The organism is Clostridium beijerinckii (assembly GCF_008705175.1).
GTDB lineage: Bacteria > Bacillota > Clostridia > Clostridiales > Clostridiaceae > Clostridium > Clostridium beijerinckii.
Genome location: NZ_CP043998.1, coordinates 4,788,139 through 4,813,072 on the forward strand (window position 1 = coordinate 4,788,139; position 24,934 = coordinate 4,813,072).

Here is a 24,934-nt window from a genome sequence, read left to right on the forward strand (position 1 = left end):
CCTTCTTTCTGATAATGTATGATTTTAATATGTAATTATTAATCTATAACTATAAATAATGTTCTTTTCTATAAAATATTAATTTAAAAGCCTAATTAAAGAGTCTTTCCACTCCCTAATTAGGCTTTTTTTATACTGTTTGATTAGTCTTTTTCATCTTGCTTCTTAAGAATTCAACGATAACTGGTACAATAGATATAAATATGATTGCTATAATTACAAATTCAAAGTTCTTTTTAACTACTGGAATGTTTCCAAAGAAAAATCCTAGTGCTGAAACTACTAGTACCCATAGAATTCCGCCTATTGCATTAAATGAAATAAAGTGCCTATATTGCATCTTTCCTATTCCAGCTACGAATGGTGCTAGCGTACGGACTATTGGGATAAATCTTGCAAATATTATTGTTTTTCCACCATGCTTTTCATAAAACTTATTAGTTTTATCTAAGTGCTCTTTCTTAATAAGTTTCCCACCAGCAATGTTAATGAGTTTATCACCAAAAATTCTTCCTATTTCATAATTGACTGTATCTCCCAGGATTGCTGCAACCATTAAAAGCCCTAATAATGCATATATATTAAGCATTCCCATAGCAGCAAAAGCAGCAGCAGCGAATATTAACGAATCTCCTGGCAAAAATGGAGTTACTACTAATCCGGTTTCTAAAAATATTATAAAAAATAGTAGCAAGTATGTTTCAAATCCATAATTGTTTATTATGAATCCTAGATATTTATCAAGATGCAAGAATATATCAATTAAATAAGTAACTGTATTCATATTTTTCCTCCCATATGTTTCGACATATTAATTAATTTATAACATATGGTTATTATACATTATTATTTAGTAAAGGGAAATTAAGATTTTATTAAAAAATGTGTATTTTGACTAACAAGTAGTTCATAAAATTTTTAACTGCCTTGAGTTATTTCTACTTCTTTATTTTTAAATACGATGGCAAGTTTTATAATATTATTTATCCCTCTGCTTAAAAGCTCTTGTGCATATTTTTTGTTCTCTATTTGCTCTAAAGCTTCTTTCGTTGCTTCTTCTATTGTATCGCTTAAGAATTCATCTATCTTTTTAAACTCTATTACTATCCCATATTTTGAAGCATCCTTTGGTATTATCATTACATCATACCTTCCATACCCACTTTCTTTATTTGATTTCACTTCATAATTATCAGAAAGTGACACTAACATTCCAAGAACAAACGCATGATAAACCTTTTCTGGTTCCTTTCCTGAGACATCAAAATAACTTACATTATTTATAACAAAACCTTTAAATAATGCTCCAAAGTTCCTTATATCTCCATTTACCAAAGCATTAAGCATAGTTTTATACTTTAACATACTTAAGCTATCATCAAACCACTTTAATATCATATTCTTAAAATATATATAAACCTCTTTATTGGGAATTGCTAAATCACACTTTAAAATACCTTCTATATTTTCTTTTTTGACAACCTTTAAATATCCTGTCATAAGTAAAAAACTCCATACGCTCTCACTAGATCCTTCAATCTCTCCCATAATTACATTATCATCTATAACTTTTTCAATAGTTTTATTTTCTATTAAATATTCAAATTCTTTCTTTATTTCCTCATTTCCATTTGAAAGAATTTTCTTAACTAAAGCATTTTCACTACTATTGATCCAGTAAGGTTTAAATCCCTCTTCCCGATTATCAATATAATTTAGTACTGACCATGGATTGTATATGATATTGTTTCCAAAAATATATCCATTGTACCATTCTTTAATCATATTCTTATCTATATTAACATTGTTATTTTCATAATATGATAAAATCTCATCTATCTCACTTTCCAAAAAGCCAAACTTATCACTAAATTTGTTTCTAATTATTGTATCTACCTCTAAATTATTAAGTCCTGAAAAAATACTTTCTTTGGCTACCCGAAGTATTCCAGTAAGCAATGCTTTTTCTATATATAAATTACCTTTAAGCACCGAACCTAATAAATTTCTCATAAATAATATTACCTCATCATAATATCCATTTATATATGCTTCTTGTATTGGCACATCATACTCATCTATAAGTAATATTACTTTTTTATCATGATATTTGCATAGATACCTGCTCAAATTTTTTATTGAATTTGTTAACAGCGGAATATCACCTTTACTATAGAGTATTTTGTTGAAATCTTCTTTATCTGCATCTAACAGATTATCACTATCTAAAACATATATATATTCTTTATACACTTCTGACATAAGACCTCTTATTGCTGATGTAAAATCTCTAAAATTAGCAAATTTAGTATCCTTAAGTGTTATAAAAATAACCGGCTGTTTTCCTTGTAACTCCATAATTTGCTTATCTTTTTTTATATTTAATTCATCAAATAATGTTCCAGACTCATCTTTAGTATTTATATCAAAGAAGTATTTAATCATGCTCATATTTAAAGTCTTACCGAATCTTCTTGGTCTAGGAGTTAAAATTATATTAGCAGAATTATTTATAAATTCTTTTATAAGTAAGCTCTTATCTACAAAATAATAATTATTTTCTATTAGCGTTTTAAAATCATCTATTCCAATTGGCAGCTTCTTTTTAATAATAATCTCCTTCTTTCCTACTAAACATATCCACTCATTTACATTTTCTTTCTTTAATATTATATCCTATAAACTATTTGCTTAAAATAAGAAACTTCACTCATCATTTAATTAAGTGAAGTTTTTTATTTAAAAAATCAATATCAATGTTGCTATCATTATTATTTACTAAAGGGAAATTAAGATTTTATTAAAAATAAATTCTCGGATTCTCTTGAATAACTAGAGAAACTTTTTAAAAGTAACTTTTGTCTTCCGCTTGAAATTCCTAATATCATAAAGAAAAATGGACTTGTATAATACATAGTATTACCAAACATTGATGATGCTAAATAAGCAATTACTATGCATAATATACAGATATCTAGCCTCAAAAATTGTTTCCTTTTCTTTATAAAAAACATAAAATAAGTTGCTAGCGCTGCAATATATAAAAGTGCAGCTGGAATACCTAGGCTTGCGGCAAATTGAATAATCTCGTTATGTGCACGATCCGTATTAACATTAACTTTAGCATATTGATCCCCAAGATTATCTGCTCCATAACCAAATAAAGGTCTTTCAGAAATGAATCTAACTCCATTCACCCAAAGTATCCATCTACCCGTTCCTGCTTTATTGGCATCTGGAGATTTCTCTGCTATTTTAAATATATCTCCGCCTAATGTCCAAAAATCCTTGTAAGTATGACTATTTGAAATGTTCATACCTAGCGTAATAGCTATAAAAACACTTGCAACTATTGCTACTCGCTTTAAAACTTTTCTGTCTAGCAGAATTGAAAAAATAATACTAAAAATCAATCCTACTATAACAGCAATGTAAGGTCCAAAAGATCCATTTTTAATTAAGGCAGCTGTGATAACAGAAAATATTATGATTCTAAAAATCAGCTTTTGAATTGATTTTTTCTCTGTAATAAATAGCAACGATGCACTCATTATAGACATACACAAGTAATATGCATAATGATTAAATTGACAAAAGATAGACGAATCAGAGGTTAATCCCAATGTATTATTTAACTCCTTAGAATCAACAAGAGTCAATATCGATAATGCCACTGCACATAAAGTAAAAATTTCGAAAATGATCTTTATTAATCGTCTATTTCTTACTACATATCCACAACAAAAAATTCCGCAGTAAGTGAAATATGTAATGATACCTTCTTTTCTATACAATGTACCATTAAGCGAAATATTAATATTATCTGAATTCAAGCACGATATAAGGCTCCAAATAAGCATCATAAACAAAAATAGATGAAATAGGTTACTTTTAATATAGTTCTGTAAAGATACTTTCTCTACTTTTGCTTGTAAAATACTTTTTGAAAAAGTAATAATTCCCAGAATACATCCAATGAAACCAATCGTTTGAAGTATTTCATACCAATATAGTTGTTTGAACATAAGTGTATATGTTTTCTCTACATCATTTACAAAATTATTAGAAAGTATCACAATTAATGGTGATAATACCCATAAAATAAGTAGCAAAAGAGCTGACCTTTCAATTAATTGTTCTGGGATATAATTAACGAGTTCGCTTATTGTCTTCATTTTATGTATATCACTAGAAATCTTTTGCGTTTTTTTTGATAAGTTAGTTATTAATTCCAATAGGAAACCGCCTTTCAATATATAAAAATTATGTTTCTATTTTCAATTTTAAGCTATTCCTTATATAATTTTTATGTTTTAAATTACATTTTATAATTCATTCCTTACTAAAAACTGCTACCCAATAATCATAATGCTTTATTTAAAATTTTTATTAGATTTAACATAATAAGATTTTTAATCAAATTTAGTATACAACATATAATCCAAATATCTATTTCTAAATTATATATTGTATACTGCTCTATATGCATCTCATTTATAAACTTACTCTAAAACAAATCTGGCAGATTTCCTTTTACATTTAGAATCGCATAAACCGGGCTTGCTGAACCTACAGTTACCGAATTCGTATAATAATCGTCTCTATCTGGTAATATGGAATTATATAATATTAGTATTTTATCACCATTTGTCAGTCCATCTCCAATTGGTATATCATAAGTGCTGGAATTATTATTATTAATCTCGGATATCTTTGATAAAGTCCCACCGTTTACTTTATAGACCTTAATGTTTCCATCAATTAATCTATTCTTATCTAATGCTAATTTTATAGTTGTACTTGTATAAAAATCAAAGCTTATTGCCATTGGTACAATTGCTTTTTTAGGAAATGTTTTATCATTAGATGGCTCTATAATTGGATTCTTACTCTCATTATCAATTCCACCATAAATTCCATGATTCACAATTATTGGTGATATAACATCAATAGTTGGTGTATTTATCGCTCTAGTTATACCCTTATTTATTCCCGTATAACTTATGGTATTTGCTAAATTATTAATATCAGTATTTTCTTTAAAGCTTAAATGCCCAAGTTTATTAGGTTTAATAGTAAATGAAATGCTTGTAGACTCTGCGTGCCAAACGCCATTATTATTTTTATATTCCACGTTAGGTACTGCAATACTTCTTTTGTCACCACTTCCCAAAAGCCCACTTACCGCATCAAAATTTCCATTTAAATCAAGATTTAATTTAATATCGCTAAAATTATAGGTTTTATAAAAATCATCATTTATTCTATTTGCTAAATTGTTCATCACATAATTTTGCGTTGCATTATTATTTCCCTCTTTCACACTAATAAAGTAATCTTGACTTGTCCCACCTAAACTTGTTGCTAATTGATTCAAAGTCGGTGATGGGTCTGTATTAACATCATTAGTGTTTCCTAATGCGAGACTCAAAACCTTATATCCATTATTTCGTATATTATTAACTTGCGTTTCAGTATAATTAACATTACCAGATGAAATTAATATAATATATTTCTTAGCATCTGATGTGTCTTTTTGCAAAATCTCATTTGCCTTTTCTAAGGCTAATCCTATATTTCTCTCATTAGAAGTTGAAAGGGTAATATTTTTGATCACATTATCATTAAGTTGAGTTTTATTAGTCGTCAAATCTTGATTAATTATTGCGTTGGAATTATAAGTTACCAATCCATACTTCATAGGTTTATTATTAAAAATACTATTATTTAACAAATTGTTCCATACTGCATTTTTAAACGTACCTAATTTATCTCCATCATTCATTCCAGCTGAAGTATCTAATAATATAACTACATCTTTAGGAATCAATTGTGATGACATATCGCTATATACAAAATCTTGAGGGATTATATTGTAAGTAATTTTAACTGAATCTCCAAATTTGCATGGGTTCTGCTCAACACTAGCTAAATCTACATTTATACCTGGAAGATTATTATCTTTCACGTTTATTGTTGTAGCCGGAACTTTTGTAGTCACCGTTTCTGAATTCCACGGAAATGTTATAGTTGAATTTGAAAGCACTGGTATTCCATCACCAGGTATTTTTGATTTTATTGTTATTGTAAATGGTATTGGTGGTGATGTATAGGTACTTACGCCATTATTCTCAGGACCTTTTTTATAAGTAATATCATTAAGCCTAATTGTATTTCCTCCAACAGCTTCTATAACTGCTCCATCATTAAAATTAAAATTAAAATTTATATTAGAAATAGTGTAGGTATCTTTAAGTGTACTCGCTATTGTATTAAATACGCCATTTATTGCATCAGTACCAGTTGTAAAAAAATTACTACTATTCCCGCTCATTGAGTTATGAATTTGTTGCATTTTTGCATTTCCCGAGTCATCTAGTCCATAACTGATCGAAAATGCATTATATCCCCTTGCTTTAATTATTTCTCCAATTTCTTTAGCATATTCTAAACAGTAACCATTGTCATCCGAATACCCAGTTCCTTTTAATAAATTATCATCAGCTTCCGATTTTGTAATATCTGTATAATAACTATTATACGAATTTTGATACTTGTAACCTTCATAATTTCCCTCATATGGACCTTTTCTATAATCATATCCACTTGGTGTATGATTATCATCTGAACCATAATTGCCAATAAAGTATGAACCACCTAAAAAATACCATCCATAATATTCATAATACTTTCCAGAATAATTACCATACTTCCATCCGCCTTTATTTGTTTGTCCATTATAGTATGTCGGTTCACCATCTGACATAAACACTATTGTTTTGTTAGCTGCACTATTATTACTGCTATATAAAAGATATGCTGCTCTTCTTAATCCTTCTCCTGTATTAGTTCCACCATTTGCCTTTAATCCATTAATTACTCTATTTAATTCTGTTACATTACTTGCCGGAATAAGTGCTTCATTAATGTTTGAATTTGTTGAAAATGTCACTATACCAATTTTCAAATTAGATTCGTTTTTCATTGTATCAACAAAATTTTTAGCTGCAACTTTCAGTTTTTCTATTTTTGAATCATTAATATTCCCAGTCTTAGGATCAGCCATACTACCAGAGGTATCTAAAACTAGCACAATTTCTTTTGCTGGCACGGCCATTTGAAAGGGCTGAGGGGTTATTGTTCCATGTATTGTTATATCTTCTCCCACACTTGGATTCGTTGGTGTGTATGAATCTATCGAAACTGTAAATGCTGGTTTTGATGAAACATCCGCCTTTACAGTAAACCGAGAAAGACTTATCCATCCGAGCATTAAAACAATAATTATTAAAAAACTCAATTTTCCTATAAGTATCTTTTTATCCTTAATCATATATTTCCCCCCTTCTCTATAATTAAATCATAAGGTGGATCTAAAAAAATCAATTTGATATCACATTCCTTAAGAATGTTTATTTCTAAATACAGTTCTTACTTTTATTTGGTTTTCTATAATTTCACTGTTATAATTCTTCTTTTCACCTAGAAAAATTGTAAAATCAATATAAGAAACATTGTTCAAATCATCTTCCCTTATAATTTCTGGATTCACATTTATACTTTTTACATGACTAGAAACACTTTGCCCATCTATAGTTAAAATTTCACCATTAAGATTAACTTCAATGTCCCTGTTATTTCCATCTTTATCATAAGAATTAATTTTTATTTTCTTTATACTCCCAGACGCATCATCTGCATAAACTAGTTCTTTTACTTCTGTCGCCTGCATTCCAATATTACTTAATTTTTCTTGAATAGATTGTCCTTCTCTCTGCAAGTCAGATTTGATAGTTACGTCTGAAATTATTTTGTTAGTCACCCCAAACATTTGCCATACTATTCCTAATACAACAACTGTTAATGCTACCACAATTATCAATTCTATTACAGTAAATCCTTTTTTCTTTCTAGAAAATATCAAATCTTTCTCACACCTTCATTCAAGTTTTATTTAATTATCTTCCATAAAGTATTTTTTATAAACTTATTTAAATCATATTCCACAACTAAATTAGACGTATTGCCTCCTGATGGATTTTCGCTACTATCATCCCTCATGTGTCCAAATACAGAATCAAAAAGATCAACATGCGCAGCTTGTATTCTATTTGATAATTCATTATCATACTGTATACTTTTTTGTTCACTTCCTCCACCAATATTCATATTACCTTCGGCAATTATATTCCCTTTAATTTCAACATTTCCATTAATGGTAACATCTCCAGATGTAGCAATAAATGCATTTAAAGTATTATTACTGTTAACACTTATTATTATATCTTCTCCATCTTTAACTATCTCATCTTTGTTAGAAGACTGAATTATTATATTTTTATCGCTAAATATAGCTTTCTCATTATTACTTTCTTCATCTGGTGCTTCATCTGAGCTATCATCAAATTCTTTAAAAAAAATCTTATTTTTATTCTTATATTCATCATTCACGCCATCTATATTCATTAGTTCACTTACTTTATCTTTGTTATTTCCTAATGATTCATATAAACTATTCTTTTGATCTTCTGTTAAATTTTTTCCTCCAACATTATACACTTTTGAAGCAAATTCTTTTTGCTTATCACTTACAATTGTAGGAATATTATTTAACCTATAACTACTTCCTAAAACTTTCGCTTCCGCCTCTGAAGTACCATCTTTGTATAAATATACAATTGCTCCTAATGCATAAGTATTTCTTTCTGGATGATCTGGTGTTTTTATTGGCAAATAAATTCCACCTGCATTATCTAGTTCTAGTTTATCTCCCCAATACTTTACAAAATGATTACTCTTTTTAATAACATTATCTTCATCTAACAATTGTAATGATTCATCAGTATCTGATGATTTATCCTTAAATTTCTCTTCTTTAAAGCTATCATCATCTTCTTCTGGAATTGAATATGCTATATAATTATCTTTGACACCTACAGATTCACCTGTATTATATACATTTGTTGTATTTATATGGGCTACTCCCATAATATAAGCTTCCTTATTGATTTTTATATTGGAATTTTCATTTCCATTAACTATGATGCAACTAGACGTTCTCCCTAATGGTTTGTCAGTTTTATTTGTTCCATCAATTCCTGTTTGATCATTATACTTTATATTTTTATCATTAACTCCATAAAATTTATCAATTGTAATGTCAGTATTATCTGCCTTTAAAGTCATGTCGTTATCCACTACAACTTCTCCTCCATTGCCATCTACTTCCTTAACATCTAATGTCGAATTCATAGAATGTGGATCATCCGCTCTTTCATTGCCCGCATAAACATTCATTGCATACAAGTTTCCATTTATGGTTGCATTAACATTATTTCTAATGTTAAAAGTTTTTCCCGTAATAACATCTCCGTTAAATACAATATCTTTATTAGAATCAGCATTTAGAACCACTCCTCCAATATACTTATCATATGCTCGAGATTCTTCATTTCCATCTAAATCTTCATAACCATCACCTTCAACATAGATGTTACCTTTAACAGAAAAATTAGCATTGTCTACATTTATATTTTTTCCAACAATAATAGCTTTATCATTCATAAATGTATACTTAGGCAGTTCCGTATTCCTCTCACTAAATGCTACATCTTTATAATCTGGAACTAGTAAGTTATAAATTGTCTGAAGCTTCCTTTTAGTTGTTCCATTAGTATCTTCTGTACTATACTGTGACGTTATCTTTATTGTATAGTTCCTGCTTGAATACTCCTTACCATTCTGTAGATTTGCAGGTACTTCTTCATACCCGATTCCATCATCATCATTTACAGTTTGTCCTCCAACAAATAGATCAATTGCACTTGTATTTTCCGTATTAATACTTACACCTTCATAGCTCTCATTTCCATTACTATCTACAGCAACATACTTTAATCCTTTTATAGATTTTCTTAATTCATTTTCATTATTTGGGGCACTACTTTCCTGTAGATCTCCACCATCTATAAAAGTATAAAAAATTCTTTTAAAATAGCTATCTAGCATTTCATTTTTTTGAGCCTCCAAGCTTTTTATTTGTTCATCCTTGTTATGGATTGAATCGTCTTTTCTTATACTTTTTATTTCATCATCTATGGCCGTGATGTCAGGCGATGTTTTATATATTTCTGTCTGCTTAGTTCCATATATAGTTGCTGCATCAAAAGTTTTTACCAGTATATCATAAGCAACATCTAAACCTGATTCAGATGAATATAAATTTTTTATTCTTGTACTTTCTGTCATTCTCATTTTGTAATCACCAACTGTCATAGATACCATAGCAGTTGCAACTGTGATTAAAACAAATGAAATAATTGCCACAGTAACTAAACTAGATCCTTCTTTTTTTCTTACCATTTAATCACCGCCTAATTCTGATTTATATTTTGACTAGTTCTACTAGTAAAAATAGTCTTTGTTTCACCTTCTATTGTTTGAGTCACTACGATATCTATGTCATACAACCCTCCAAGCTTTGAGTCACTTTTTGTACGATTGTCGTAAACTCTAACATTTCCAAGTTTAGCATCTATATTTACATTCAAATCATTTGACTTTTGTAAACATAAATTCAGAGGCATACTATCTTGATTATACACAGTTATATCAACATTTTTCAATTTATTGGAATTTGATGCATTTAATACTTTGTATTCGTCGAAATTCAAAATCAATTTTATTGGGCTGCCATTGTCTGTATCATTCAGATTAAAACATCCATCTTGTAAAATTATATTATTGTACTTGTCTTTAATATCTAGTAACTTACTATTTACTCCTGTCTTAGTATTTATAACAAGTTCTAAAGTGTCATCTGAATTATTATAATTCAATTCCCCATTTTCATTATCCGACTTAATTTTTACTGGGTTGTTATTTCCACTTAATGAAATATTAAAGTTATTGGTTCTAATTGTTGTTGTCTCTTTATTGAGATTTACTGAACTATTTTTTTGAATTTCAATTTTAGCTTTATAACCATCTCCCAGATCATCTATTATTTTATTGGATGTGACTTGGATAACTTTATCGCCAATCTTAATGGCTGTAATATTTCCTGAATTGTCTTCAACTGGAACTATATCTCCACTTTTAATTTTTTCAAATAGTTCTTGTCCTTTAAGTGAGGCGGTTTGTTTGGTTCCTCCATCATTATTCTGTTTCATTGTCAATATTACCATTGAATATATTGGAGTCATTAATATTGCAAATAATGCAAGACTAATTATCATTTCTATTAAAGTGAATCCTCTATGTTTTTTTAATTTAATTTTCACAAATTTCACCCACTTTTAATTTACGCTCACATTTTTACTATCTCCATCAATTGAAACTCTCGGATCCCTTATATCATCTCCAGTTACATTGACCTTAACCAATTTATCTGTATTATTAATTATTTTTAACTTCACCCCTGATTTATCATCATCTGATACTCTGCTTTCACTAGAGATATTCACAACTATATTATCACTGTTTGGCACAAATTCATTACCTAGATCATTATAGCTAACAGGAATTTTATCAATATTTGTTTTATATTTATAATAATACTTATCATCTCTTTTAGTTAATACAATCTCTGCATTTTGCTCGTTATTTCCATCACCATAAGCATAAGTGGTTCTCAAATCATCATTTGCCTTTCCTATCATCAAAGTTGGTAGTTCTGAAGTTGATGATTTTACTCCAACCATAAAGTCACTTACATCTATACCAGATTTTATTCCAGTCCCGGCAGCACTTCCAACATTAAAAGGTTGCGCCTTTCCATACATATTGTTAAGATCCCATTTTAAATATCTATTTGTTTCATCATCAATTTTTGGAATCGAGTATATTATTATATTAACTGCCCCAGCCACTTCTTCTAAATTTTTTTGGGTCATATCAATTGTATATACTGGAATTTTCCTTTCATAATCTCCAAGTGATTTTAAAAATTTAACTACATTTTCATAGCTTCCATTAAAATCAATATTAACTTTTAATTGAGTTACAGTATTCTCTTTATTGGAATTAGAGTCCTTTGTTGATTTTTTACTGCCAGTATTACTTGCATTAGCTGAATTTTGTTCACTGCTATTATTAGTTTTGGAGTCAGTATTTTCAGCTGTAGCATTTTTTTCTCCCTTTGCTTCACCATATTTATAATTATACTCATCGGCATCAGCTTGGAGTGAGCTTTCAGGTAACTCTTTATCTTTTTCTGATTTCTTTATTGATTCTATTCCTTTAACCTCGGTAGCCTCAAATTTCATGCCACCTTCTAATCCACTTTCTTTAATTAATTTATCAAGTTCTAATATTATATGCTCTTGACTTATAGTTGGATAAAAGGGTCCGGCTTGATCGGTTATCTTTGCTTTTAATGTCTTAACCTTACTCTTTTGGCTTTCCATAGAATCTATCGTATTCCTTGCCGTGTTATATTTCTGTTCAATTTCATTCTTAACTTTAGTTTTTTCTTCTACACTTTTAACTAAGGCTGTATATCCAAATTGGTAATATAAAATACCTATTCCTAAGATTCCTAAAATAAGCAACATCACTTTTTCTCTTTTACTTATTTTCATATTACTTAGCCTCCTTTAATACACAAGTCATCTCAAAGGAGTAATCTTCACCTACCGTATTACTTTTGCCAATTGTCCCCACTTGAACACTTTTTATTTTAGATAGATTCTTTAAATTATGTTCAAATTCCCCGATGGCTGCCCTACTATGTGATACTCCACTTATAGTCACATCATATCCTTCAATTTTAAAATTTTTAAAAGAAATATCGCTTGGAATAGCTCCACATATATCATTTAATAAATCATCTGTTACAATATCATTTTTTTCAACAGAACCTGCAACATCTGCTAATTTGTTTTCATATTTGCTTAAAGTCTCTATTTGTCCATTTACTTCATCAGCTTCTTTAAGTTTTTCCTGCATATCTGATGCATTTAATTTTTCAGTATAATTTTTTATTTGACTATTTAAAGTAAAAATTTTAACTGAATTTATAATAATTGTTGTTAAAATCACTAAAGTCAATATTCCGTAAGCTATATAAAAGTATATTTTTTCATCCTTTTTTTCTTGATTTTTTCCTTGATAATAACTAAAAAAGTTTATATCTTTCACTTCTTAATCTCTCCTCTACAATCTTATTATTGAACCTATTGCATTAATAAAATTGTCGATAGATTCATATGCCGCATTAGTAGTGTTAAAATCTATTTTAGCTATACTCTTAATTCTTACTACTTTTATTGATAACTTCGATGTCATATATTCGCACAATCCTTTAATCTTAGATGTACCCCCATAAATAAATATCTTATCTACACCAATTCCCATATTTTTATTTTTATAAAATTGTATTACTTTTTCTATTTTATCAATCCAGTCATCAATTTCGTTTATTATGACTTTATTTTGAGTATCAAGCCTATCTTCTTTTAGGTTTATATTTCTCTCTTTGTATTGTTCAATCTCATCTTCTGAAAGATTTAGCACTTCAACTAATATTTCGTTAAGATCAGTCCCACCTGTTTTTATTATTCTTGTAAATTGCAAAATTCCTTCATTATATATGTTAACATCAAGACTCGTTGCTCCCATATCTATAAAAACAACTGATTCTTTAGAATTATATTCATATTCATTAATAGCATCTATATAATTAATTAACTTGTTTAATGCATTATAATTAACATCTAATGCATATGGCTTTAAATTTAATGCTTCTAAAAGCTCATAATATCCCCTAGCCATTTTTTCAGGATATGCTATAGCACGAACACTTAGCTTTTTATTGTCCTGAAATTCTTCTTCACCTAAAATATTAGTTTGAAGAACATAGTCGTCTAAATTTATAGGTAAGTATTGTTGAATCTCATACCTAACTACAGTTTCAATTTCATCATTCTCTACTTGTGGTATTGTAAGTTCTCTATTTATAATTGAAGTAGAATTATTGGTACATATTCCTTCTTTAGCAGTTATGGAATTTTCCGATAAAACTTGCTTCAACTTAGAAATAAGGGCTTCTTGATTAACTATTGCTCCATCTAAAATTGCTCCCTTAGGTGTAGCAACCTCTATAAATTTATTAATAGTTAAATTCTCTTTATAATAAATTCCTTCAACTATCTTAGTAGTTTTATTCCCAATATCAAAAGCCACTACTTTTCTCTTTTTCTCTGACTTTTTAAAATACTTCTTCTTATTTTTATTATTATTTTTCGACAATTTAGATTTGATATCTTTAATGTCAAGATTCATTAGTTCTTTAATTTTGTTAAAATCTAATTTTCTCTTAAACTCGCTACTATTACTAAAATGAATTTTTTCTTTTATTCTATTCATTATTTCCCCCACCTATTTACCCTTATATTTTAAGTGTATAGAGTAAAGTGTAAAGCTTATTTTAGCTTTACACTTTTAACAAACTTGAATTTCCTAACCTACATATTACTATTAGCTGTATGATTCAGAATTTGGATATATTTCTGTTCCATCCGTCCCAGCAGTTACTACTATATCTCCATCTGCTTCAACTTCAACGTGAAATGATACATCAGGATCTAACTTAGTATGAGGCATATTTGAATCAGCTCCATCAATTTTAGTAGGAATATTGGTATCGCTTGGAGTAGTCCCCTCTGCAACTAACTCAGCTGCTATACCGTGAATATTCTTAGCAGTAGCTATATCTGCCTTTATATTTGCATTTCTAGTAATTTGACCAAATTTTGGAATAGCAATTGCAGCTAATATTGCAATAATAGCAATAACGATAATTAATTCTACTAAAGTAAACCCTTTCTTCTTTTTCTTTGATAGTTCATTCATTTTTCTGATTGATAAACTAGTCATCTTAATTCCTCCTAATTTTTATATAATTTATATTTTATAATGCACTGTGTTTTACACGTGTATTATTTTAACTTTTTTAAATTTTAGTATAACTATCATACATTGGAAGCATTACAGACATTATAATAAATCCAATGACAAGTCCCATTACTACTATTAATATTGGTTCCATTAAAGCAACTGTTGCCTGTATTGTAGTTTCCAATTCCTCATCATAAAAATCCGCTGTTTTATTTAAAATTTCATCAATAGATCCTGTTTCTTCTCCAATTTTTATCATTGAATAAAGCATTTCTGGAAATATGCCTGACTCCCTCATTGAAGTATTTAACTCTTCACCTTTAACTACTCTTTCTTTAACCTTTTTTAACGCTTTTTCGGCTATTTTATTTTCCACAACTTGCGATACAATATCTATTGCATTTATTAGAGATAATCCGCTTGCTAATAATGTAGATAAAGTTCTTGTAAACCTAGATACTATAACCATCTCAGTAAACTTTTTTATTATTGGAAGTTTAAGCTTTATTCTACTTAAAGCAATTGAACCATTTTCTGTATTAAAATAATATTTTACACCAACAAAACTTAATATTATAAAAACTATAATCCATATAAAATTTTCTTTTAGGAAATCTCCGCTGCCAAGTATAAGCCTTGTGGACCATGGCAATACTGTTCCTGTTTGTTCAAATATGCCTTTAAATGTTGGCATAACATAAGTTAGTATAAACACAACTGCCACTACTGCTACTAAGCTCAATATAATTGGATAAATCATAGCATTCTTCACTTTATTATTTATTTTATTTTCCTTCTCGTAATGAGTTGCCATTCTTTGCATTATACTAGTTAATGTACCACTAGCCTCACCAGCTTCAACCAAGCCAACTAAAAGTTCTGGAAATATCTTTTTTTGTTTTTTCATTGCTTCAGACAAAACTCCACCTTTTTGAACTTCTTGTTCAATTTCCACAATTGCTTCCTTTAGTTTTTTCTTCTGGGTTTGTTTAGATAATATATTTAAACAAGTTAATATAGGCACTCCAGCATCTAGCATAGTATAAAATTGCCTACAAAAAATTGAGATATCTTTAATCTTAACCTTCTCATTGAAGCTCAGTTCTATTTTACTGCTTTCAATTACTTCCTCTACCATTAAAGGGTAATATCCATTTGAGGATATAAAATCTATTACTTCCCCCTTGGAATCTGCTTCTCGCATACCTTCAATTTTTTCTCCATCTGCATTCATTGCTCTGTATTTAAAATTGGCCACTTCTATCCCCCCCAAAAATTAGTATGAATAAATTTCTGTCTATTCCTTAGTCATGGTTATTGTTGCAAGCTCATCCATTGTCGTTATACCATCTATAACTAACTTCCTGCATTCAGCAACTAATGTATTCATTCCATTTTTTATTGATATATCCCTAAGTATATCTGAATCTTTTCCTAGATTAATAGCTTCTCTATGTTCCCTTGTAATTTCCATAACCTCATACACACCAGTTCGTCCAACATATCCTGTGTTATTGCAATATCCGCATCCTCTACCTTTATTTAAAATTATCTGCTTGTCCTTATCGATTCCAAGGATTTCTTTTTCATATTCCGTAGCTTCATATGGAGCATTACAATTCATACATACTTTTCTAACTAATCTCTGAGCTACTATTCCAACTACTGACGTAGCAACTAAATATGGTTTTATTCCCATGTCAACAAGCCTTATTATAGATGACGGAGCATCGTTTGTATGAAGTGTACTTAAAACCAAGTGACCTGTTATAGCCGCTTTAGTAGCAATCTCCGCTGTTTCATTGTCTCTAATTTCACCAATCATAATTATGTCTGGATCTTGCCTTAATATACTTCTAAGTCCACTTGCAAAAGTTAATCCGGCTTTATTATTTACACTCACTTGATTTACTCCATTTAGCGTATATTCAACTGGATCTTCTACAGTAATTATATTTATTTGATCATTGTTTAATTCGCTTAAAATTGTATACAATGTTGTAGACTTACCACTCCCTGTAGGTCCTGTAACTAATACTATTCCATGTGGATTTGAAATAATTCTATCTATCTTCTCTAGATTTTCATTACTCATTCCTAGTTTATCTCTACCTATATTTCCCATAGATTTGTTAAGTATTCTTATAACTATTTTTTCCCCATTAACTACTGGAAGTATTGAAACTCTAAGGTCTACTTCTTTTCCTCCTACACTAGTCATTATTCTTCCATCTTGTGGTATTCTTTTTTCTGCTATATTTAATCCTGCAAGTATTTTTATTCTTGTTACTAGTGGACCTAAGCTTTCTATGTTAATAACATTTACAGTCTGTAATTTACCATCTATTCTATATCGTATTCTCACTTCATTTTCAAATGGTTCTATGTGGATATCTGATGCATTTAGTTCTATGGAGTTCTTAAATAAGTACTCTACCATTTTTACAACTGGTGCATTCCTAACATTATCCATTTCATCTATATTAACTTTTAAATTCTTTGCTTCAGAGCTTTCTTTTGAAAGTTGTTGAGCCGCCAAGCTAACCTGCTGACTGCTATAATATATTTCTATAAACTTTTTTATGTCATCTTTTTTAGATATGTATGATTCTATTTCGAACCCAGTAGATATTGCAACGTCATCTATTGCATATATATTTAAAGGATCAGATAACGTAACCTTAATTTTATTATTTTCAAATCCAAATGGTATCAGATTATATTTATCACATAAATTTTTAGGAATTATGCTTATAGCTTTTTTATCAAAATTTATTGTATTTAAATCTACTTTTTTAATTCCTGTCTGTTGTTCTATTGCTTCTATTATGTCTTCTTCAGTTATAATTTTACTATCGAGTAGTATTTCTCCTAGCTTCTTCCCTAGTGTCCTTTGAGACTTTAATGCTTCTTGCAATTGATATCCTGTAATTTTTCCCGCATTTACAAGAATATTACCTAGTCTTCTTTTTTCAGTTGCCATTCTGAGTCTCACCTTTCCTATGAATTATGTATAAAATGCGGCATAGCACCTTATAATTAGTATAAGTTTGCTATATGATTTTCACAAGTAAAGTTATTGTAAAAAAGTGTATCTTTACAATAACAAATCCCAATACATTTTTAATATCTCTGCTCCGTAGAACATTGAAATCAAACTTCCTATTGCTATGAAAGGCCCAAATGCTATTTTTTCTTTTGCCTTCTTTAATTTTAGTATCAAAACAATTATTCCTATTATTCCACCTAGCACAATTGCTAGAAATAAGCCTAATAAAATTCCTTTAACTCCTAAGAACAATCCACACACAGCGGCTATTTCAATATCACCTTCGCCCATTCCTCTTGTTAAAAACACTATTAGTCCTATGATTATTGCTCCTAGTATTCCTCCTAGAATTAAATCTATAACATTATTCTTATATAAAACATACTGTAATAATATAAATAAAATGCCAACTATTCCTCCAAAAATCGTGGTGCTTGTAAATACGAACTGAGTATCAAAATCTATAGCACTAATTACGATTAAAAGAGATACCAAAATACAATATTTTAAGGTAATCAGATCTACTCCAAACTTTACATACACAATTAAATACAACAATCCATTTAAGATTTCTATAAGAGGATATCTTATAGAGATTTTTTCGCCACAATACCTACATTTTCCTCTAAGAAATATATAGCTAAATACAGGTACTAGATCTAGTGGATTTAAGTTATGTTTACAAGTTGTACAATGGGAGGGTGGGAATGCAATTGATTTTTCTATAGGAATTCTATAAATACAAACATTCAAAAAACTACCTATAACTAGTCCTAAAATACATATTAATGTATAATCCAAAAAATCACCTCTCATTGTATATTTTAATATTATTTAACTTTTTTGTAAACGTTATTGTGTACAAATTTGTATTTTATTCTCATTTTTTCAAAAATATTTAATCAAAATTACATTAAGACAATAAAAATTCATTCTCTTATTTTAATCATGGTAGCTAAAGTATCTCTTCAATATATCCCTACTATATTTGTAAGTATATTACAAATTCTTTAAAAAATATAAAAACCGGCCTTTATAAAATATAAAGGTCGGTTGCACTACTAACTCACCATATATAAAGTGCCCAATTAAAATATATGGATCAAAGTTTCCTTATGACAAAATATACTTGTTATTTCTTTTATTTCTTGCATAACATATTAAATGTAGCCAATATATGCCATAGCAATTATACCATAATGATCATTATTTGGTCTATCTTGTTCAAAAATTTTTCTTCTAAAATATTATTAGCAATTATTTACTGGACAATCCTATATTTTTTATCACTTTTCATATAAGCATTTAGAATAATTGCCATATATATTTCTATTCCATAATACCATGTTTACAATTTTTTTACAACTATTGAATAATATTGTTAATCATGTTTTACATATCTACACTAAAAAATGTTAGTTTCCAATCTAAAAAGAATTAGAAAATTGAATTTACAAGAAAATGCGTTTTATTTATTTAATTGTTTACCACTCCTTAATTTTATTTAAGAAAACATTTATACTCAATTAACATTTTCAATATCATTTTGTAATAATTGTTTGTTATAATAACTTTGTAAGATAATTTCTTACTAATTATTTATCCTTCTATTAATAAATATAATAACCGTTTAGGGATAGCTTGTTGTACCAGCCAAGCTATCCTTTTCCTTTACAGTTAATAAATCTACAGGTGAGCAAAAAAAACACCTCCAATATCAATTAACTATGCATATCGATATCGGAAGTGTTATAATTTCAATGAATATATTATTATCCAGTGGTTTTGCATTTTTTAGTAACTTAAAATATTTTTTTCTCCCTATCCTTCTGCTTCTGGTAATTCAGCATTGTGGTAAACTTCTTCGTCGTCATAAAGTAAGTCTAACATCTTTTGAAATTTCTTAGGATCTACTTCTTATATTGCTGTGTATATATCTGGAATCATCTTAACTGAAGACTCTAATAACTAGATACCTTGTGCTTATAATGCTTCTCTAACTGTTCCGAACTCTTCATGTGCAGTTGTTACTACAAATACTTCTTCCTCTGATGCGGAATCTTCAGCACCAGCATCTAAAGCAATTATCATTAATTCATCTTCATAAAAATATAACCTAGTAATGTATATACTAAGTTCTCTTACATTTTCCTTTATCTATTTTCACTCTTCATTCTTTCCACTGATTCAATCCAATCATGCCAAGATGCTGGGTCTGCTGTTCTACCTTCATCTATAAGCATTATATCTCCTAGCAATCCACCAATATCATCTGAATTAGTTCTTTGATAATACTTCTCTAAAAAATTTATCATTGATTTATAAGCTTCTTCAATTGTTAAATTCATATTATCGTTTTTCATATCCGTAACCACCTTTTCTAGGTAATTCATTTTCAAAATCACATGAGATAACAACCTTATCTCCTATTAACCATAAATTTTCTTGCACAATTGCTATTCTGCAAATATATTCTTCTTGTTTTGTATTTTCCTTTTATTAAAGTCTCCATTCTTCCATTTTTATTTTCTCAACTCTCAGTTATTATATTAATTGTATTATATTACATAGTGCTTTTTTATACAATTAAACTTATGTCTCTATAATAATCAAAGAATACACTTGCTATAAAATATCAATTTTATAATTTATATTTCTTACTCTCTTTTCAGACCAGTTCTGCCTTACATTTAATTCAAACTAGTAAAATAATGTAAAACTGTTTAGAATATTATAATTTTTGAATATAAAGTATTAAAACCTCGCCCAAATAATATATTTACTGGAAGATAATGATACCATGTGCTAAAATATAACTTATGTGCACTTTAGCACTAATCATAAGAAGTTAGTACTTGGGGGTAGCATTATGCATAATGAAGATCACTTATATAACCTGAATGAACAATCTTTTTTAATTGTTAGTAACGATACTGTTGTTAAAGTTAACCAATTCTTCGCTAATTTAACTGAGTATTCAATGAATGAATTGTTAAATAAAAATATTACAGACTTATTTAAATTTTTAAGGATTGGTTCTAATTTTGAAATTGAAAATATCGACGTAAAATCTGATTATTTTTTATTTACAAGAACTCTTGAAGTAAAATTTATTTATATTGAAGTAATAAAAGAAATAGATAAACAAATATACATTTTTAAAGAAAAGGTAAAGTCAATATTTGAAGATGAGTCTAGTTATCTTTCCCAAATACTCTCAGACAATTTAAGCGGAATAGCTGTTTATAGTGCGCCAGACTTTACTCTGTTAAAAGCTAATCAAACATATCTTAATTTTTATGAGGCTCCATATAATAGGCAAGAAAATGTATTGGGTATGCCAATATATGATATTATTACAGGATTTAAAGACAGCTCTATTGAGAATTTGTTGAAAGATACAATTGCAAATGGAAAAACTAAAGTATTGAAAGAATTTATGTATGATAAATATAAAAGAGGTGTAACGTATTGGGACTCTACCATAACTCCATTATTTGAAGGTGGAAGAGTAAAATACATTGTTTGTAATGCTTGTGATGTAACTGAAAGAGTTGTTCATCGAAAAGAGATTCTAAAGCAAAAGGACGAGCTTGAAGCAGTAATTGAAAATATTAATGATGCAATTTTTATTTATGATACAGAAGGAAATCTTTATACACTTAATAAAGCTGCGAGAGATTACTTCCCTAGTGAAAACTTAAAAAAATATGGTGATGGATATGCATACACAAAGTTTTTTTCCTTTGATAATACAGAAATACCACCAGAAGAAAGACCTTTTCCATTGATAAAAAAAGGACACATTGTAAATGACTACAAGGCAAAAATGGTACAAGGAGATACTATTAGATACATAAATATTTCAGGTAGGCCAGTTTACAACTTAGACCAGAGTGTTCGACTAAGTATTGTGCGTAGTCGTGATATTACAGAAGACATTAGGAAGGAATGTATTATTAAAGAACAGCAAGAATTACTTTTAAAAAAAGAGAGAGAGAAGTCAGAAGCGCTAAAAGCATCATTAGAAATGAAAGACGAGTTCTTATCAATCATATCCCATGAGTTTAGGACTCCTTTGAATGTTATTAACTCAGCTATTCAGGCTATAAATTATATATGCAAAGATGAATTATCAGATAGAGCCAAAGACTATGTAAAAATGATAAAACAAAATGTCTTGAGACAAATGAGGCTTGTTAATAACCTTCTTGATATTACTCGTGCCAATTCCGGTAATATTAAAATAAATAAGAAAAATATCGACATCGTACACCTTACAAAATCCATCACTGAATCTGTTAATATATATGCTTCGGAAAAAGGTGTTTCTGTAACATTTGTATCTTCAATTACTAAAAAGGTAGTAGGGATTGATGATGAGAAATATGAGAGAATACTATTAAATCTTATCTCTAATGCTATTAAGTTTTCAGTAGAAGAAAAATCAATTACTGTGAAAATGCGTTCTGTAAGAGGTAGCATATGCATTGAAGTTAGTGATAGAGGCATTGGAATACCTGAGGAAAAGATAGATTTAATTTTTGAAAGATTTGGACAAGTTGATAGTTCTATATCAAGATATGCTGAGGGTGCAGGCATCGGTTTATCCCTTGTAAAAAGATTTGTTGAAGCTTTAGGTGGAAGTATATCGCTTAAAAGTAAATTAGGAAAGGGCAGTACCTTCACCATCCTTCTTCCTTGCGAGAAACTCGTAGAAAAGAATACCGACAAACCTATGATAGATCTACTTGGTAACCGTCTTATAGAGATTACCAATGTAGAATTTTCTGATATTTATTTTTAAAATTCATTAAAATAATATCGTAAAGCGGCGAACTTTTGCTCTAATTTGCTTTTTTGAATAACATGTATTCGTAACAAGCTGCTAAGACGCATCAAGGACTTACTTTTAATAGTAAGTCCTATCTAAATAATTTATATCACTTACAGTATATTTTTCCTCGAAACATTCAATCAAAATTTAGTAAAAACCTTCTTTACTATGGCATGGTTCACCCTTCACTATCCTAAACCTTTAATAACTATAGAATATCGATTTTATTAGATAAAAACATCTCCTATCGGGGACTATGAGTTTTGTGAATTTTAAAACGGAGAGGATTCATCCTAATCAATCCAATATGAACCTTCTTCTGTTTTCGTTTCTCCCGAATAATAAAAATCTGCATTACTGGAATCCCCTTTCTGTTACTCGTTTCCCTTATATCATATATCACTCCATATTTCTTATGCCATATTTTCCATACCTTATAATTAAACTGTTTTTTTACATCACCATCTGTAATTGAGCATAATTCTAAACATCTAATACCAGTTTCAAATTATAATTTTGTATCTGTAATTCCAATATAAATTCCTCTAATATATCCTTTAACAGCAAAAAAACCACCTCCTATCTAATTAAGATAGAAAATGGTTTCTAAAATACTACATACATCAATCAAATTATGTAAAATTGAATGTACATCGTAATCAATATCAGTTTTTACAATTTTTCACAAACTCCTGAAACTAAGTCATAGCAATAGCTTCAGCTATTATTCATCCCATCCTTCAGGGAATTCAGCGTTGTGGTAAACCTCTTGAACGTCATCGTCATCATCAAGTAAGTCTAACATCTTTTGGAACTTCTTAGCATCTGCTTCATCTATTGCTGTGTATGTATCCGGAATCATCTTAACTGAAGCCTCTAAGAATTCAATGCCTTGTGCTTCTAATGCTTCTCTAACTGTTCCGAACTCTTCAGGTGCAGTTGTTACTACAAATACTTCTTCTTCTGATGCGAAATCTTCAGCACCAGCATCTAATGCAATCATCATTAATTCATCTTCATCTTTATCTTCTTTTTCAATGACAATTTCACCTTTTTCTTGGAACATAAATGATACACAACCTGATGTACCCATGTTTCCGCCGCCTTTTGTAAATGCACTTCTTACATTTCCAGCAGATCTATTTTTATTATCAGTAAGAGTTTCAACTATTACAGCTACTCCACTAGGTCCATAACCTTCATAAACTATATTTTCATAATTAACTGATGATAATTCCCCAGATGCCTTCTTAATTGCTTTTGAAATAGTATCATTAGGCATGTTTGCTGCCTTGGCTTTTGCAACTACATCTCTCAATTTTGCATTTATATCCTGGTTAGCTCCACCATTTTTAACAGCCATCACAATTTCTTTACCTATCTTAGTAAAAATCTTACCTCTTTTTGCATCTGTCTTGCCCTTTTTTGCTTGAATGTTATGCCACTTTGAGTGTCCTGACATATGTTTTCCTCCTTACTTTATTCGTAATAATTATCTCTATTTTTATAAATATATATTGCAATTAAGTCCCTACATCTTGATCTTATTTTAGCACTTAACTTACTAAAGTTTTAAATATAGATTCATGTTAACAATATATATAATATCTATTTGTACCGATTCTTATTACAAGTTATTCATTTAATTAATTATTTTTTCTTTAAAATACAAAATCCAACAGCTATTATACCACATTTTACATAAGTTCACAATTATCCTATCACCAAATAATTTTCTATAAGCTTTATTAAAATATAACATTATATTACAGCCAAGTCTCTAGCTTTTTAACACAATTTTGGATCTAATCCATTAGAATTTAAATGAAAATTTATCATTATAGCATATATAAACCTAAGTTCTATGTTATAGAAAATTTATTGCTAAAACTACATTTTCACTTTGAAATAAAAACCTCCAGTAGTAGTTAATCATGAATAATAAATTTTATAATTAGCTTGTATTCTCATTCTTTTACAAGTGTCTCGTTGAGCTTTAAATACGTAACTATAGACATCGCAATTATTAATTAGACTTATTCTGTGAACATATTTCCATATTTACTATATATAAATGATTATCTTTCGTTAGAAATCATAAATATATTTGTGGAGAAAACATTTGAAAATGAGCTGTTAAAGGTTCTTAG

The 24,934-nt window shown here is 28.8% G+C and carries 17 protein-coding genes, 1 pseudogene and 1 riboswitch; of the genes and pseudogenes, 1 reads left to right on the forward strand and 17 read right to left on the reverse strand.

What is annotated here, in order from left to right:
* Positions 1 to 130: 130 nt before the first annotated feature.
* The 16 genes and pseudogenes from F3K33_RS21530 to F3K33_RS21605 all read right to left on the reverse strand — a co-directional run bounded on the left by F3K33_RS21530 (position 131) and on the right by F3K33_RS21605 (position 20,310).
* Complete coding sequence (locus F3K33_RS21530; protein ID WP_039769507.1) at positions 131 to 784, reverse strand: DedA family protein; 654 nt, start codon at positions 782 to 784, stop codon at positions 131 to 133.
* Positions 785 to 918: 134 nt separating this feature from the next.
* A complete protein-coding gene (locus F3K33_RS21535) occupies positions 919 to 2,610 on the reverse strand; it encodes an AAA family ATPase (protein ID WP_039769509.1) in 1,692 nt (563 codons plus the stop codon).
* Between the two features lie 179 nt (positions 2,611 to 2,789).
* Positions 2,790 to 4,235 carry an O-antigen ligase family protein gene (locus tag F3K33_RS21540; protein ID WP_039769511.1) on the reverse strand — a complete coding sequence of 482 codons (1,446 nt, stop codon included), beginning with the start codon at positions 4,233 to 4,235 and terminating at the stop codon, positions 2,790 to 2,792.
* Between the two features lie 272 nt (positions 4,236 to 4,507).
* Positions 4,508 to 7,333 carry a VWA domain-containing protein gene (locus F3K33_RS21545; protein WP_039769513.1) on the reverse strand — a complete coding sequence of 942 codons (2,826 nt, stop codon included), beginning with the start codon at positions 7,331 to 7,333 and terminating at the stop codon, positions 4,508 to 4,510.
* A gap of 69 nt (positions 7,334 to 7,402) precedes the next feature.
* A complete protein-coding gene (locus tag F3K33_RS21550) occupies positions 7,403 to 7,924 on the reverse strand; it encodes a type II secretion system protein (protein WP_051144774.1) in 522 nt (173 codons plus the stop codon).
* Between the two features lie 26 nt (positions 7,925 to 7,950).
* Positions 7,951 to 10,362 (reverse strand): hypothetical protein, encoded by a 2,412-nt coding sequence (locus F3K33_RS21555; RefSeq protein ID WP_039769515.1) that lies wholly within the window; start codon positions 10,360 to 10,362, stop codon positions 7,951 to 7,953.
* 11 nt (positions 10,363 to 10,373) lie between these two features.
* A complete protein-coding gene (locus F3K33_RS21560; RefSeq protein WP_084670509.1) occupies positions 10,374 to 11,282 on the reverse strand; it encodes a type IV pilus modification PilV family protein in 909 nt (302 codons plus the stop codon).
* A gap of 15 nt (positions 11,283 to 11,297) precedes the next feature.
* On the reverse strand, positions 11,298 to 12,581 hold the full coding sequence (locus F3K33_RS21565) for a hypothetical protein (protein WP_039769520.1): 1,284 nt from the start codon (positions 12,579 to 12,581) through the stop codon (positions 11,298 to 11,300).
* A gap of 1 nt (position 12,582) precedes the next feature.
* Entirely contained in the window at positions 12,583 to 13,140 is a 558-nt protein-coding gene (locus F3K33_RS21570) for a PilN domain-containing protein (protein WP_039769522.1), read from the reverse strand.
* A 15-nt stretch (positions 13,141 to 13,155) separates the two neighbouring features.
* Positions 13,156 to 14,367: a type IV pilus assembly protein PilM gene (gene pilM / locus F3K33_RS21575; RefSeq protein WP_051144775.1), complete on the reverse strand. Its 1,212-nt coding sequence runs from the start codon at positions 14,365 to 14,367 to the stop codon at positions 13,156 to 13,158.
* A 111-nt stretch (positions 14,368 to 14,478) separates the two neighbouring features.
* The gene (locus F3K33_RS21580) at positions 14,479 to 14,877 is read right to left on the reverse strand and encodes a prepilin-type N-terminal cleavage/methylation domain-containing protein (protein WP_039769525.1); all 399 of its coding nucleotides are present in this window, start codon (positions 14,875 to 14,877) and stop codon (positions 14,479 to 14,481) included.
* Positions 14,878 to 14,953: 76 nt separating this feature from the next.
* Complete coding sequence (locus F3K33_RS21585; RefSeq protein ID WP_039769527.1) at positions 14,954 to 16,156, reverse strand: type II secretion system F family protein; 1,203 nt, start codon at positions 16,154 to 16,156, stop codon at positions 14,954 to 14,956.
* Positions 16,157 to 16,195: 39 nt separating this feature from the next.
* The gene (locus F3K33_RS21590; RefSeq protein ID WP_039769529.1) at positions 16,196 to 17,881 is read right to left on the reverse strand and encodes a GspE/PulE family protein; all 1,686 of its coding nucleotides are present in this window, start codon (positions 17,879 to 17,881) and stop codon (positions 16,196 to 16,198) included.
* A 114-nt stretch (positions 17,882 to 17,995) separates the two neighbouring features.
* The gene (locus F3K33_RS21595) at positions 17,996 to 18,748 is read right to left on the reverse strand and encodes a prepilin peptidase (protein ID WP_039769531.1); all 753 of its coding nucleotides are present in this window, start codon (positions 18,746 to 18,748) and stop codon (positions 17,996 to 17,998) included.
* A 237-nt stretch (positions 18,749 to 18,985) separates the two neighbouring features.
* A riboswitch (cyclic di-GMP riboswitch) is annotated at positions 18,986 to 19,069 on the reverse strand.
* A 699-nt stretch (positions 19,070 to 19,768) separates the two neighbouring features.
* Positions 19,769 to 20,050 (reverse strand): annotated as a pseudogene (locus F3K33_RS21600) (YebC/PmpR family DNA-binding transcriptional regulator); the annotation flags it as partial.
* A gap of 50 nt (positions 20,051 to 20,100) precedes the next feature.
* Complete coding sequence (locus tag F3K33_RS21605) at positions 20,101 to 20,310, reverse strand: hypothetical protein (protein WP_023973224.1); 210 nt, start codon at positions 20,308 to 20,310, stop codon at positions 20,101 to 20,103.
* A gap of 506 nt (positions 20,311 to 20,816) precedes the next feature.
* Between F3K33_RS21605 and F3K33_RS21615 the strand changes: the two genes are divergently transcribed.
* Positions 20,817 to 22,754, forward strand: a complete 1,938-nt coding sequence (locus tag F3K33_RS21615; protein ID WP_039769533.1) for a PAS domain-containing sensor histidine kinase — start codon at positions 20,817 to 20,819, stop codon at positions 22,752 to 22,754.
* Positions 22,755 to 23,508: 754 nt separating this feature from the next.
* Here F3K33_RS21615 and F3K33_RS21620 read toward each other — a convergent pair.
* Positions 23,509 to 24,246 carry a YebC/PmpR family DNA-binding transcriptional regulator gene (locus F3K33_RS21620; RefSeq protein ID WP_012060379.1) on the reverse strand — a complete coding sequence of 246 codons (738 nt, stop codon included), beginning with the start codon at positions 24,244 to 24,246 and terminating at the stop codon, positions 23,509 to 23,511.
* Between the last annotated feature and the right edge of the window lie 688 nt (positions 24,247 to 24,934).